Consider the following 15424-nt stretch of genomic DNA (forward strand, 5'->3'; position numbering starts at 1 on the left):
GTTATGACCAGGCTGGGTGCCAAAACGCGCAATGCGCTAGGCCGGCACCCCGGTCCCGCTTAATCCAATTGGTCGCAGTTTGTGCAAAGCCTGTGGTAATAGCAAGGAAACTTCCGTTAAAAACTATAGTGCCTTGTATGAGTTTCCTGAAACATTCAGGCAAAAATCACAAAAAGGGTTAAGGAATATACCTCCAAAGGTTAACGTTCCATCCGGAGGTTGATCTACTCTTAGTAAAAATTGCCGCTGATTTTGTTTACGTTTGTTAAAGATCACAGTTAAGACGGGAATAAGAACCTTGGTTAACTGTGGTTACTTGAACCAATGACGCGATCCAGGTAATGCGTCCGCACTTTCTGGAGCTTGATCTTGCGGATTACGCTAGCCTGACCGGCGGGCGCCCCTCGGAACGGCGCCACCCCCACGCAAGCCTCTGAATCGGCACGAAAAAAGGGCCTCCCTCGAAGAGAGAGGCCCGTTTTCCGTTGTTACTTCCCGGCGGCCGGAACCGCCGGGTCTGGGTCAGCTTCAGACCACCAGGTTGCCGCTGTTGAGCAGCGCGTTGATGACATCCTCGTCGCTGATGGAGTTGTTGGCATCCAGGCTCACGCCCTCCAGGACGATCCGGAAGTCGTCGAAGGAGCCGAACCCATCCGTCTCGACGTCGATGATGGTATCGCCGCCGGAGGTGCTGATGTTCAGGTAGGCATCCAGCTCCGCCCCATCCGGATCGCTGGACAGCCCGCCGCCCAGCAGGTCGGAGAGATCCAGGACGTCGTCCTCGCCCAGGCTGAAGTCGGTGACGGTATCCTCCTCGAAGCTGCCGCCGTAGGAGAAGGCGAAGGTGTCGGCATCGGCCCCGCCGGTCAGGACATCGTCCCCGGCCCCGCCGTTCAGCAGGTCGTCGCCGGCCCCGCCGTCCAGGGTGTCCGCCTCATCGCTGCCGAGCAGCACGTCGTCGCCGCCCAGGCCTTCAAGGAGAAGGCCCGTCGTCGAGTCCGCAACGCCGGTGATGGTCAGCGAGGAAGCAGAACCATCGTCGGCATAGTTGCCGTTGAGGACGGTTCCATCGCTGAGGGTGATGGTGACCGGAATGCCCTCGTCGCCGAAGTTGCCTCCGTTGTCGAACTCGGCCGTACCGTCGTCGGTGTCGATGCCGAAGGTCAGGGTATCACCGTCGGCGAAATTACCCGCCGGGATAGTGATCGTCAGGGTCGAGTCCCCATCCGTCACAGCGGAACTCACCCCACCAACCGTGCTGCCGCCACCGACCGTAAAGTCGTTGCTGAAGGAACCAGAAATATCGAAGTTTCCAGCGTCGCCCAGGTCGATGACGATTTGGGTGATGGAGAGCCCCGCCACTGCGGTTGACAGCGTGAAGCTGAACTGGTCGTCACCGGTGTTCAGGGTCGAACCCGCGGTCACCGCACCGGTGATGGTGACGTTGTCTGCCGGAGTGTTGGCCTCGCCGATGATCAGGTCGCGGCCGGCCGTGCCCGTCAGGGTGTTGTCGTCGCTGTCGTCGACCAGGGTCACCGCACCCGGCGCGCTCAGGTCTGCGTTGTCGTTCTCGACCACGTAGCTGAAGTTGCCGTTCACGGTCACGTCCGGCGCGCTGTAGCTGGCCGAGCCGGACACGCTGTTCAGGCTCACCGGGCCGCCGATGCCGTCGTCGCCGAAGTGGGCGATGTAGCTCTCGTCTACGTCGAAGGGCGTCGACTGGTTGGTCACCAGCGTGAAGGCATCCGCGTTCGGCGAAATCGGCACGCCGTCGACCAGAACCTCCAGGTCCTCGAAGTTGCGCACCTCGAGGCCGAGGGTGGTGAAAGCGCCCAGGGCGCCGCTGCCGCTGATCGAGGAAGGATCGCTGTTGGCCCCGATGAAGGCCGCCAGGTCCTGCACCGCCTGGGCGATGGTGGCGTTGGCCGCCTCGGCCGCCGTGAGGTTCAGCACCAGCTTGTCGGTGCCGTGGCCGCCGTCGTAGTGGTTGCCGGCCGCCCCCGTCGTCTCCTCGGAGAGCGTGTGGACCACCAGGTCGTCGCCGTCGCCGCCGTAGATGACGTCGTCACCTTCCTGACCGGTGATGGTGTCGTCGCCGGCCTGGCCCATGACGCTGTCATTGCCGGCGCCGCCTTCGATCCAGTCGGACAGGCCGATGGTGTCGAGCGGCAGGCGCAGGGCCGGTCCCTCGACGTCGTTGAAGACCATCTGGGCATAGGCCGCATCGCTGCCCACGAAGTCCGGATCCACCACCAGGGTGTCGCCGAAGATCATGTCATTGCCGCTGCCGCCCAGGATCACGTCCTCGCCGAAGTTCTCGTCGGTCAGCGAGATGCCGGAGAAGATCGTCTGGATGTCGTCGACATTATCGACAATCGTCGCATAGTCGGCGCCCGTGGTCGGCCCCGTGGTGCCGGTCTCGACCATGTCGAGCTCGTCCGGCACGAAGTCCGTGCCGCCCGGGGCACCGAAACCGAAGGCCTCGATGGTCAGGTTGGTGATGCCGCCGGCGTAGAGGTCCGCCTGCAGACCGGCGGAGGGACTGTAGCCGTCGTTGTCGCCGCCGTCACTGAGGAAGAAAATGAAGTTCTCCGAACCCTCGTGACGCTCGGTTCCACCGCCGATGTCCTCGGTCAGCCAGTCGGCCGCGATCTGCAGCGGGCTCTCGTACTGGGTGCCGCCGCCTGCCGTCAGGGCGTTGATCTGCGACGCCAGGTTGGGGTCGTCGGCACGGGTGAACTCCAGGGTGTTGAGATCCGTGCCCGAGCTGCTGAAGGGCACAACCTTGATGTTCACGACCCCGGCGAAGCCGGCATCGATGATCTGCTGGTTCAGCGTCAGGAAGGCGTCCTTGGCCAGATCCAGACGGGTCGGCGGAGTAAAGCCCGGATCGCCGGGCTCGTTGCCGGCGAAGTCCCAGCCCATGGAGCCGGAGACATCCATCACGTAGACCACGTTGAAGGTCGGGACCTCGCCCTCGATGATGTTGTCGCCGACCAGCAGGTCGCCGGAGGCGTCGGAAACAGCTACGTCGCCGTCCAGCCGCTCCTCGCCGCCGATCAGCACGTCGTCGCCGGCGCCGCCGATCAGGACGTCTTCGCCGTCCACGTCGACCAGCAGGTCCGCCCCCTTCTCGCCTTCCAGGCGGTCGTCGCCCTGGTCGCCGAAGAGGAAGTCGTTGTGGTCGCCGCCCAGCAGGGTGTTGGCGTCGTTGTCGCCGAACAGGAAGTCCTGACCACGCCCGCCTTCGAGCAGGTTGTCGTCGGCCTCGTTCACCGTGTCGGCCTCACCGCCTTCGCTGACGTCGATGACAGTCTGGCCCGCGACCTCGTCGTTGGTGCCGACACCCTGGGCCGGATCCATGTCGCCGGAGTTGTCCTGCGGGTTGAAGTCGTCGGCCGCCTGGTTGATGGCGCCCTGGGTCGACTGATTGCTGGTTGTCCAGTCCAGCTCCTGGTTGGTGTCGATGTCCGGGTCGCCGCCGTTGACGGTATCACCCGGGATGTGCGCCTGCCCCGGCACATTGTCGGAGTAGACACGGGAGAAGACCTTGGTCGCGTCGTCGACGCCGTCGTTGACGGCCTCGTTCAGCGCCTCGGCGTCCAGCAGCACCGACTGACCCGAGTCCAAGATGGCGTTGAGGAGCGCCCACTGGTCGCCGATCAGGCCGTTGAACTGCTGGTTGTTGACCACGTCGCCCAGCAGAGCGGCGGCCGCGGTGGAACCGTCGAAGGCGCTGTCCCAGATGTCGTTGGCCGTGTGGGACAGGCCACCGGTCTCGGCGCCGTTGGCGAGCAGGCCGTCGACATGGACGAAAGTCCCGGTCGTGACCTCCTGCATCAGGTTCACCGCCAGCTCGTCGCTGGTGTTGTCGCCGAAGCCCCAGGGCGAATTGGCCGTGTAGGTGCCAAAGCTGCTGGAGTTCTTCACGTCGCCACCGGCGTCATAGATGGCCCAGGTGCCGTCCTCGTAGAGCACCAGGTACTCCTTTGCGGCCAGGCCGTGGCTGCCGACCGACCCTGAGAGGGTCGAAAGGTCGATCGTCACCACCGTGCCGTCGGGACCGACGATCTCGATGTCGAGCTGCTCGATCGCCTGGCCGTTCACGCCGGCAGCGTTGTTGGCGATGTTGCGGATCTCGATGTAGTTCAGGCCGGCATCGACGTGGAAGTCGTTGGGACCCGAGAAGTCCACGGTCTGCTCTTTGCTGACACCCAGGCCCACCTCGTTGATGACGATCTTGCCCAGCAGGGATTCGATCGGCTGGACGTCGGCGTCGTCGAAGGCAACCGAAATCGCCTCGTTGTCGCCGTCGTCGCACTCCACGTCACCCGCGTTGGGATCGGTGTTGGTGTTCTCCTCGACCGCCTTGGCTGTCGCCGAGAAAATGTAGGTATCCGGGTCCGTAATGGCGCCGGAGGCCGTCACCTCGAAGATGTAGTCGGTGAAGCCCGAGGTCCCGTCAGCCACCGTGAACTCGACGTCGCCGTCCAGGTTCACCGAGGCCGAAACGCCCGGCGGCGTCGCCGGCAGCGGCAGGACCACCGAGAAGTCGTCGGGGATGTCCACCAAGACCGTGTGGGTCTCCGAGCCGTCGGTGTAGTCGCCGAAGGTCGCGGAAACCTTCACGGTGCCGGTTTCACCGGCGTTGAACTCGGTATCTGCGTCGGCGCCGTCGTTGACCTCGATCGACACCGACAGGCCATCGCTTTCCCCGTCGGCAACCGCGTCGACGTCGATGTCGATGACGACCGGCGTGCTCGGCGCCGACACCAGGACGCCGTCCTTCGCGGTCGCCGAGACTGAGAGGTCGCTACCCAGTTCAGTGAAGACGTCTTCGTCACTGTCAGCCGGCGGCGTCAGGGTCACCGTGAAGGTCACCGCCTGGTCGACGCCATCCGCCGTGTAGGTGAAGTTGGCATCGAAGCTGCCGCCCGCCGAGTTGTCGACGATGTTCACCGTCCAGCCCGCGTCGGCCAGCGCCTTGAACTGGCTGAAGGTCACCTCGTCGATGACGTCGTCGTCCTGCGAGGTCACCGTCACGTCGAACTCGACCGAGCCGTCCTCCTTGATGCAGGCCTCGTTGCCCTCCAGGTCAACGTCAACCGTCGGCGGCGTCACCGTCGGGTCCACCGTCACCTCGAAGGTGTAGGTGTCGACGTCGACGTTGTCGTCGTCGTCGCACTCGACCCCGGAGCCCCCGTTCGGGCCCGCCTCGGTCGCCGCCTCCGCCGTCGTCGTCACCACCGTCACATCGACCGTGCCGTCGAAACCGGCCGGCGGCGTCACCGTCAGGCTGTCCACCAGGGACTGCACGTCCGCCAGGCTCTCGCCCGCCGTGTCGAAGGTCCAGGTCCCCGCCGGGTTCTCAACCGGCGCGCCGATGGTTCCCGCCAGGGTCCAGCCCAACTCGCCCGTCGACAGCGTCACCACAACCTCGGTGACCGACTCCGAGCCGTCCGTGTCCGTGCCGCCCTGGTTGGCCGGCTGGTCAAGGTCGCCAACACCCGTGGTGCTGTCGCCGCCCAGCGCAATCGCCAGGTTCAGGTCGATCTCCGTGTCCTCGTCGCCCGTGGCCGCCGCCGTCTGCGTCATCTCGGAACCGTCCACCACCGCATCGACGTTCACATCGATGACGACCGGCGTGCTCGGCGTCGACACCAGGACGCCGTCCTTCGCGGTCGCCGAGACCGAGAGGTCACTCACCAGCGTGCCCAGGACGTCCACGTCGCTGTCGGCCGGCGGCGTCAGGGTCACCGTGAAGATCACCGACTGGTCGGCGCCGTCCGCCGTGTAGGTGAAGTTGGCATCGAAGCTGCCGCCCGCCGAGTTGTCGACGATGTTCACCGTCCAGCCCGCGTCGGCCAGCGCCTTGAACTGGCTGAAGGTCACCTCGTCGATGACGTCGTCGTCCTGCGAGGTCACCGTCACGTCGAACTCGACCGAGCCGTCCTCCTTGATGCAGGCCTCGTTGCCCTCCAGGTCAACGTCAACCGTCGGCGGCGTCACCGTCGGGTCCACCGTCACCTCGAAGGTGTAGGTGTCGACGTCGACGTTGTCGTCGTCGTCGCACTCGACCCCGGAGCCCCCGTTCGGGCCCGCCTCGGTCGCCGCCTCCGCCGTCGTCGTCACCACCGTCACATCGACCGTGCCGTCGAAACCGGCCGGCGGCGTCACCGTCAGGCTGTCCACCAGGGACTGCACGTCCGCCAGGCTCTCGCCCGCCGTGTCGAAGGTCCAGGTCCCCGCCGGGTTCTCAACCGGCGCGCCGATGGTTCCCGCCAGGGTCCAGCCCAACTCGCCCGTCGACAGCGTCACCACAACCTCGGTGACCGACTCCGAGCCGTCCGTGTCCGTGCCGCCCTGCGACTCGCCCGGGCCCGTCGTACTGTCGCCGCCCAGCGCGATCGCCAGGTTCAGGTCGATCTCCGTGTCCTCGTTGCCCGAGGCCGCCGCCGTCTGCGTCACCTCGGAGCCGTCCACCACCGCGTCGACATTCACGTCGATAGTCACCGGACCGCTGGAGGCGGTATCGCCGCTGTCCGGGTCGGCAACCGTCGCGGAAACCGAGAGGTCCGCGGCCAGCTCGTTGAACACGTCGGCGTCACTGTCGGCCGGCGGCGTCAGGGTCACCGTGAAGACGACCGACTGATCGGTGCCGTCCGGGGTGTAAGTGAAGTCGGGGGCAAAGCTGCCGCCGGCACCGTTGTCGTCCACGTCCACGGTCCAGCCTGCGGACTCCAGGGCCTGGAACTGGCCAAAGGTCACCTCATCCAGCACGTCGTCGCTGCCCGCCTCGGCGGACACCGTGATGTCGAACTCGAGCGAGCCGTCTTCCTTAATGCAGGCCTCGTTGCCCTCCAGGTCGACGTCGATCGACGGCGGCAGCGCCGGGTCAAGCGTCACCCGGTCGGAGGCCTGGTCGCTCTCCTCGTTGTCGTCGGTCGTGCACTCCACATCGCCCTGCGCCGGGTCGGTGTTGGTGTTCTGCTCAACCGCCTTGGCCTCGGCCTGCCAGTCCGCCGGCTGCTCGCCCGGCAGCGGATCGTCCGCCTCGACCTGCAGCACCGCCTGGAAGTTCGGGTCCGTCGTCGTCCAGCTGATCTCCGCACCGTTCAGCGTGCCGCCGTCCAGGTCCGTCACCGTGAAGCCCGCCGGCACCGTCACCGTCACCGTGTGAACCTCGGAGCCGTCCGTGGAGTCCCCGAAGGTCGCATCCACCGTCACCGTGCCCGTCTCGCCCGGCGCGAAGGCCTCGTCGCCGCTGGTGCTCACCGCGTCGATGTCCACCGTCACCACATCGGCCACCGCGTCGACGTCGACGTCCGCCGTCACCGGCGCGGCATCCGCCGTGTCGCCGCTGTCCGGGTCCTCCGCCGTCGCCGTGAAGCTGATGTCGGCGCCCATCTCCGTCTCGACGTCCAGGTCGCTGTCCGCCGGCGGCGTCAGCGAAACCGTCAGGATCACCGCGCCCGGCTGCCCGGAGGTCGTGTAGATCCCCGTCACCGGGTTGAACGAGCCGCCGTCGTTGCCGACAACCGAAGTCGTCCAGCCGTCAGCCGCGCCCGGCAGGTTCTCAACCAGGATCTCGCTCACGAAGTCGTCGCCCTGGGCCGTCACCGTAACCGTGAACTCGCCCTCGCCGTCCTCCTTGATGCACAGCGGCTCGCCCTGCAGGCTCACCGAAACCTCGGGCGGCAGCGCCGGGTCAAGCGTCACCCGGTCGGAGGCCTGGTCGCTCTCCTCGTTGTCGTCGGTCGTGCACTCCACATCGCCCTGCGCCGGGTCGGTGTTGGTGTTCTGCTCAACCGCCTTGGCCTCGGCCTGCCAGTCCGCCGGCTGCTCGCCCGGCAGCGGATCGTCCGCCTCGACCTGCAGCACCGCCTGGAAGTTCGGGTCCGTCGTCGTCCAGCTGATCTCCGCACCGTTCAGCGTGCCGCCGTCCAGGTCCGTCACCGTGAAGCCCGCCGGCACCGTCACCGTCACCGTGTGAACCTCGGAGCCGTCCGTGGAGTCCCCGAAGGTCGCATCCACCGTCACCGTGCCCGTCTCGCCCGGCGCGAAGGCCTCGTCGCCGCTGGTGCTCACCGCGTCGATGTCCACCGTCACCACATCGGCCACCGCGTCGACGTCGACGTCCGCCGTCACCGGCGCGGCATCCGCCGTGTCGCCGCTGTCCGGGTCCTCCGCCGTCGCCGTGAAGCTGATGTCGGCGCCCATCTCCGTCTCGACGTCCAGGTCGCTGTCCGCCGGCGGCGTCAGCGAAACCGTCAGGATCACCGCGCCCGGCTGCCCGGAGGTCGTGTAGATCCCCGTCACCGGGTTGAACGAGCCGCCGTCGTTGCCGACAACCGAAGTCGTCCAGCCGTCAGCCGCGCCCGGCAGGTTCTCAACCAGGATCTCGCTCACGAAGTCGTCGCCCTGGGCCGTCACCGTCACGGTGAACTCGCCCTCGCCGTCCTCCTTGATGCACAGCGGCTCGCCCTGCAGGCTCACCGAAACCTCGGGCGGCAGCGCCGGATCAAGCGTCACGTCATCCTCGGCGGTCGCCGTGGCCACGTTGTTCTCGGTGGTGCACTCCGCGTCGCCTTCACCGCCGCCGGTGTTTTCGTTCTGCTCGACGGCCTTGGCCTCGGCCTCCCAGATCACCGTCTCGTCTTCAGTCAGGCCTTCGTTGGCCTGAACGCCGAGCACAGCCTGAAAGCTGCCGCCGGTCACGGTCCAGGAGACCGTGTCACCGTCTTGCGTACCACCGGCCAGATCGGTCACCGTGAAGCCCTCGGGGATTTCCACGGTCACCGTGTGGACCTCGGAACCGTCCTCGAAGTCGCTGAAGGTCGCATCGACCGTCACCGTGCCGGCTTCGCCCGGCGCGAAGGCCTCGTCGCCGCCGTTGCTGCTCACCGCATCGATCGAGACCGTCACCGGGTCGGCGACCGCGTCGATCTTCACGTTGATGGTGGCATCGGTTTCGTAGGTCGCGACCGCCGGATCGACGCCGTCGTCGTCGTACTCAGTGGTTGTGGTCTTGATCTGGATCGAGAAATCGTCGTCGGAGTGCTGCGGCACCTCGACGCCGATGGCCGAAAGATCGACGGAGTCCAGGCCGGGCTCGACGAAGGTCAGCACCAAGGTGTCGCCGTCGAAGGAAACCGTACCGCCGGCAACCTCGTCGTTGGCTTCCAGCAGCAGGCCGCCGGAAACGAAGATCGTGCCTTCCGGCGCGCCATCGAGATTGATTTCAACGCGCGTGATCTTCTCGGAACCGTCGGAATCCTGGGTCGCCGCGGAAAAGAAAATCGGCACGATCTGCGGACCGGCATCGCCGCCCTCGCCGCCCTGATCTTCAACCGCGGACTCGCCGTCCTCGAAAAGGGACAGGGTCAGGGTGTTGCCGTCGACCTGCGGCTCATCGCAGCCGGGGAAATTGTCGTAGGAGCCGAAGGTAATCGCCGCCGGGCCGGCAACGCCGCCGACATGCACGTCGTAGCTGGTCTCCGTAGTCTTGGATTCACAGGAGACGTCACCTTCCGGACGCACTTCGGTGGTGGTCGCCTTGAAACCGACCGTGAAGTCGTTGCTGTCGTCGATCGGCAGCTTGACGCCGATCAGGCCGGAGATGTCGATATCCAGGCCGACGGTGTCCTCACCGTCGAAGGTCAGGATCAGGCAGTCGCCGAAGACCTGCACCTGGGCGATCACCGTGCCGCCCTCGACCGGAACCTCCAGCTCGTCGCCCAGGGGATCGCCCCCGGCGTCGACGAACATGGCCCCGGCGTCGGCGCCCTGCAGATCGATCTTCAGCTGGGTGATGGCCTCGGAGCCGTCCTGGTCGATCAGACCGGCTTGCAGCATGTCGAGCGGAATAATCAGGTTGCTCTCGCCGGAGCCCTCGCCGTGCAGCGCCGGATCGATCTGACCGTCCTCGACGAAGTCAGCCGAAGCGCCCTCGACGTTCAGGCCGGCACCGTCGGCCACGGCCTGGACCTCGACGTTCAGCACCGCCTGGTGCGTCGCTTCGTTGTTGTCGAGGGTCAGTTCACCGTCGATGTCGAACTCGGTGGCCGTGACCTCCAGGTTCAGCTGGAAATCATCGTCGCTGTGCTGCGGCAGGCGCACCTGGAAGGGCGTGTCGGAATTGCCGGAGAGGTCAATCGACTGCACACGGTCGGCGGCGTCGAAGACCAGAGTCATCACGCCATCGACGATTTCGATGGTCGCCGTGGCCAGACCGGTGGAGCCGTCGGCAAAGGTGGCTGCCACCTCGACGGTCTCGCCGTTGACCAGCACCTGGTCGCCGACCATGAAGTTGGTGGCCGTCGGATCGTCCACGTCCGACAGCGGGGCCTCCAGGCCGTAGGGATCGACGCCGCCGGGCTCCGCCTCGGCATAGGTCGAGATGACGATCTTGGTCAGGCTCTCCGAGCCGTCGATGTCGGTCACCGCGGCGACGAAGCCGGCGCCGAAGATCGGCTCCTGGTCTACGGGGCAGTCGTCGCCATAGTCGCCGCCGCCCTGGCTGTCGTCCACTTGCTGCAGGCTCACCGGACCTGGGTAGGGTTCCTCACCGCCCGGCTGCCCGGCGTTGTCTTCGTTGTAGGCAAGGTAGGACGTGATGATCTCGCAGCCGCAGCCCGCAGTATCGAAGGGACCGGAGGCGACCAGGAGACCCTGGGTCGGCGCGCCCGGCATGTCTTCGTTGGTGTTGACGTCACCGACGATGGCCACGAAGCCGCCGCCGACGACATCCCAGTTGTCGAAGGAGGTGAAGTCGTCCTGGAAGATCACCTCTTCGCCCCGGGTGACGATCAGGTCGTCGACCAGCAAGGCAGAGTCGACGGCGTTGTCGTTCAGGTTCATCACGCCGACACCGATCTCGTAGGTGCCGCTGAAGTCGGCCGTCCCGCTGAAGGTGAAGTAGCCGGACTCCTCGCTCCAGGTCAGGATGAAATCCTCGCCGAGGTAGATCGCGAAGGTGTCTTCATTGGCGTCGCTGACGGAGGCGATCGGAAAGACTTCACCGTTGATGGTGACAAAGGCGAAGTCGTTGAAGAACTCACCGGGGCCGCCATTCTCGGCGTCGAGAAAGTTGAAGGTCATCTCGACGTGGTCGCCGGCTTCAAGCTCCAGCGTGGTCTTGATGGCCGTGCCGTCCGTGGCATCGCCATAGACGACGCCATCGATGGCCCCGCCTTCCAGGCCGAGGAACGCCTCGATCTGGTCGTCGCTGGCCCCGTAAGCGTCGCTCTCACAGCCCTCGGCGCCGTCAAAAATCGCAATCGGGTTGTCGGCCGCGGAATCGATGATCGCCGTGGCGGAACCGGAGATGACGGAGGTGTCGCCGCTGTCCGGATCGGAGATGGTCGCCGTCACCGTCAGGGGAATGTCGTCGCCGCTGTCCTCGGGCGGCAGCAGAAAAAGGCCGGAGGCCAGGTCCGCCGGGGTCAGCAGCGGCGAGGTACCGCCGCTGGTGTCGACGATGTTGGCCGGGTCGGTGCCGCCGACAAAGAGAACGGCGCCCGCGGGAATGCCGGACAGCGTCAGGGAGACGAGTTCCTCGTTGTCATCGGGGGTGAAGTTGATGATGACCTGCATCGGGAAGGTCGGCGTGTCGCAGTCGTCCTGGTTGGGCTGCCAGTCCTCGAAGCCCCCCTCGAAGGTGCCGACCGCGCCCTCACCGCCCTCGGTGATGGTCTCGAAGGTCAGGCCGATGACGCCGTCGGCCTCGTCAAAAGCGACCGGGTCGTCTTCGAGGTCGATCAGGCTGAACTGCAGGGCGGTCGGGGGAATCACACCCTGGGCGATCAGGAGATCGAGAATGCTGCCGAGGTTGTCGTCATAGGCGCTGGCGCCGCCGCTGGTCGCCCCGGGGCCGGCGGCGACCTCCTCAAGGGGCGCCTCCTGCTGGCCGGCCAGAGCCAGCGCCTGGCTGACCAGGAGGGAGGAATCGATCTCGGCGCCGCCGATCTGGAAGGTAGCTGTCTCGCCGTCCTGCGCGGCCAGGTCGAGGAAGACGATACGGCTGTCGACACTGCCGTCGCCGTCGTCATCGAAGCCGAGGACCAGATTGCCCTCGTCCACCTGGACCTGAGCCGAAGCCGGGTCGAAGTTCAGGATCACGGTCTGGTTCGGAGCCGGGTCCAGGACGACGGTCTGACCGGGGGCCGGCCGCGCCACCACCAGGGGAGCATCGGCCTGGCCGACCGCCACCTGGGCATCACCGCGCCCGGTGCTGCTCTCGACGGAGCTGCTCTCAGGGGTCTGGTCGTTCTCGGTCTGGATCTGTTCGTTGCCGCGCTGCAGATCGTCAGTCATTACCCATCTCCAATTGGCGCCCACCCCCAAATGCAGACGCTGACCGCAAGGAACACGGTCCCATTAATCCAAAATTCGCGCTGAACGCGAATGCCCCTATGCAAGGCGTCCGCAGTCTGTGGGAATCGTGTGGCATTTACAAGAAAGGTTCAATTAATTGATATGGATTTATGTATGAGGTTTGGTGCTCTTATGGTTAACGGCAGATAGCGGCAGGTAAGGGATGGGGGCTCAAAAACGCGGATTCTGTTAGGAAAAGTTAATTTCGGCCCCAAATGCCGTTAACCCTCTTGTGATATTGATGTGACCTACTGGAGGTCATTAGGCGCGATCGCTAGCTGACCTATAAGCTGAATTGGACTGACCAGACAGCACTATAGGAATGGCTTTTTCTCGTAATAGTTGTAGCGTCGGGCGCGGGAAGCCCCTGAACCAAGCCTCCCGGGGGCAGGAATTCTGGATTTGGTAAAGAAAAAGCCCCCATGGCGTTAGCCATGGGGGCTCTTCCTGTTAGGCGTCTGGGCCGTCCGGCCGGAGTTATGCCCCTCTAATTGAGGCTCCCCGCCGTGTGCCGCAGATTACTGCAGGTTAATCACGACCGCGCGGTTGCCTTCCTCGCGCACGCCGTCCGCCGTCGGGATCAGCGGCTGGGTTTCACCCACCGCCTCACCGCTGATGCGGACCGGATCAACACCACCGCTCACCAACTCCTCGATCACGCGGTTGGCGCGACGCTCGGAGAGGGTCTGGTTGTAGGCCACCGGGCCGGAGCGGTCGGCGTGGCCGACGATCTTCAGCGAGGTGTCCGGGCTCGCCAAGGCGGCGTCCAGAGCCTCACGGACGATGGTCTCGTTGCCCGGGGCGTAGTTGGTACTGTCGAAGTTGAACAGCGCGATGAACTGCATCTGCGACGGCGTCGCGGCGGCCATGGCCGGCGCCGGCGTGGTGTAGTCGATCTCGGTCAGGGCGTAGTTGGCCTGAGCCTCAACCGCAGCCATCGCCGATTCGAACTCGGCGCGGCAGCCCTCGGCATCGCCGGTGCGGCCGTCCTCGGTCGCCTCGATCCAGCAGTCGTACTTGACCTGGGCGAAGGCCGCATCCTGCGGCGCCAGGTAGCGGGCACCCTTGTCGAAGCCGCGACGCAGACGCTCAAGGGCCGACTGGAAGGTCGCCGCCTGCTCGTCCGTCAGCTCGCGGTCCATCGGAGCGTCCGGCAGCACAACCGAGTTCTTCTTGGCTGTGCGGGCCTTGTGATTGAACAGCTCGCCGTCGACAAAGTCCCAATCCGCCTCGAGCCAAGCGTCAGAGCGGTCTTCCGACAACTCAACATAACCGGCATAGAGGCCCTGGTTGAAAGCGATGCCGTTGGCCTCCAGGTCCAACCCGCTGCGGGTGTCGAAGACGCTCCCGAAGGGATGGTCCCAAAAATCGGTGCCAGGAACGTTGAACGGCGTAATCGCATTGGCCGGCGCGGCCATCGAAACCGCAACCGCCAAGCCGGCGCCAACGATAATTCCTTTCGCCTTCATATCGGCTTTCCCCTTTGATAATTCCCCTGCGCTGGACATCGTGCAGGCCCTGCACAACACCCCACAGAATACATGATTAACACATCGAAGAGCGGTATAGCCAGATTCTCTGAAAGGTGCAAGCGAAGCTACTGCAACGATTTGAATTACTTCGGCTTTGCAGAGGCGCAATTTAGGGGTGCTCAACTCCCCTATAAAGCGAATTCCAGCGATATTATTCGTGTTTAGGTTCCCGAAAATTAACCTCCGGGGATCAAATTTCGTCGTTTCAGGCCGTCCAGGCGGGAAGCGGCCGTGCGATCGCCCTGCTCCGCGGCCAAGGCATACCACTTTGCCGCTTCGCCGTAATCTGCGGCGACGCCCTGGCCCTGCTCATAGAGCAGGCCCAGGTTGAACTGCGCCTGGGCCAGCCCCTGATCCGCCGCAGCCCGCCACCAGCGCGCCGCCTCGGCCGGATCCCGACTGACCCCCTCGCCGTTCATGTAAAAGAAGCCAAGGTTGGACTGGGCGCGGGGCTCGCCCTGCTCCGCCGCCTTGCGGGTCCAGCGGGCCGCCTCCGCCAAGTCTTTGCTCACCCCGCGGCCGCGGTAGTACCGCTGGCCGAGACTGGCCTGGGCCAGCATGTCGCCGGCCTCGGCCAGGCGTTTCACCCTGTCGAGTTCGCTTTCGTTGGGCAGCGCGGCCTGCAGGGAAGCCCCGGCCGGCGCTTCGCGGGTTTGCGCCGCCGCCCGCGCCCGGGCGGCCGCCTGCTCGGCGGTGGCCTTCTCCGCCGCAGCCTGCAGCGAAGCCGACTGAGCCGCCGCCTTTTCGGCCGCGGCCTTCTCCGCCGCCAGCCGCCGGGCCTCCTCGGCCCGTAGCGGCTCGGCCTGGGCGCTCAGGGCGCTGCGGGTTTGCGGCAGCAGGTAGCCGGTCGCATCGGCGCCCGCCACCTGTTGATAGGAACGAATACCTTCTCTGGTGCCAGGCCCGAAACTGCCGTCGATGCCACCGCTGTAGTGTCCCAGGGCCCGCAAATCGCGCTGGATCTCGCGACGCTCCTCGGTGGACAGCGCCGCCTCAGCGGTCTTCAACTGCTCGAGCTGCTTTTCCGCCTCCGAGGGCTCAGGCACGGCGGCGACCTGTTCCTCTGCCGCTGCGCCACCGGCAGGAGTCACTTCGTCGGCGGCCGGCGTCGCGGCGGCAAGCTGCGCCGCCTCGACGGCCTTGGCTTCCTCCGCCGCCTTGGCCTCCTCCGCCGCCTTGGCCTCGGCGGCAAGACGCGCCTCTTCGGCAGCCTTGGCCTCGGCGGCCAGCCGTTCCTCTTCGGCGGCCTTGGCTTCGGCGGCCAGACGCGCTTCCTCGGCAGCCTTGGCCTCCTCCGCCGCCTTGGCCTCGGCGGCAAGACGCGCTTCCTCGGCAGCCTTGGCCTCCTCCGCCACCTTGGCCTCGGCGGCAAGACGCGCCTCTTCGGCAGCCTTGGCCTCGGCGGCCAGCCGTTCTTCTTCGGCGGCCTTGGCTTCGGCGGCCAGACGCGCTTCCTCGGCAGCCTTGGCCTCCCCCCCCCCCCTTGGCCCGGCGGGGAGGCGCGGCTCCCCCGGCTG

General features: G+C 65.8%; 3 protein-coding genes. All 3 read right to left on the bottom strand.

Going from position 1 to position 15424, the window contains the following annotated elements; translation table 11 throughout:
• Positions 1–528: 528 nt before the first annotated feature.
• Entirely contained in the window at positions 529–12315 is an 11787-nt protein-coding gene (locus H7X47_RS25270) for a type I secretion C-terminal target domain-containing protein (protein WP_193371565.1), read from the bottom strand.
• A gap of 578 nt (positions 12316–12893) precedes the next feature.
• Positions 12894–13844, bottom strand: a complete 951-nt coding sequence (locus H7X47_RS25275; protein WP_193371566.1) for an OmpA family protein — start codon at positions 13842–13844, stop codon at positions 12894–12896.
• A 239-nt stretch (positions 13845–14083) separates the two neighbouring features.
• Positions 14084–15424 (bottom strand): peptidoglycan-binding protein (locus tag H7X47_RS26255; protein WP_193371567.1); only part of this gene is annotated, 1341 nt, incomplete at its 5' end.

The sequence above is a fragment of the Pelagibius marinus genome (assembly GCF_014925385.1).
Taxonomy (GTDB): Bacteria; Pseudomonadota; Alphaproteobacteria; order Kiloniellales; family Kiloniellaceae; genus Pelagibius; species Pelagibius marinus.

Excerpts from the sequence above, each read along its gene's own strand:
- H7X47_RS25270 (WP_193371565.1), bottom strand. The coding sequence starts at position 12,315 with ATGACTGACGATCTGCAGCGCGGCAACGAACAGATCCAGACCGAGAAC.
- H7X47_RS25275 (WP_193371566.1), bottom strand. The coding sequence starts at position 13,844 with ATGAAGGCGAAAGGAATTATCGTTGGCGCCGGCTTGGCGGTTGCGGTT.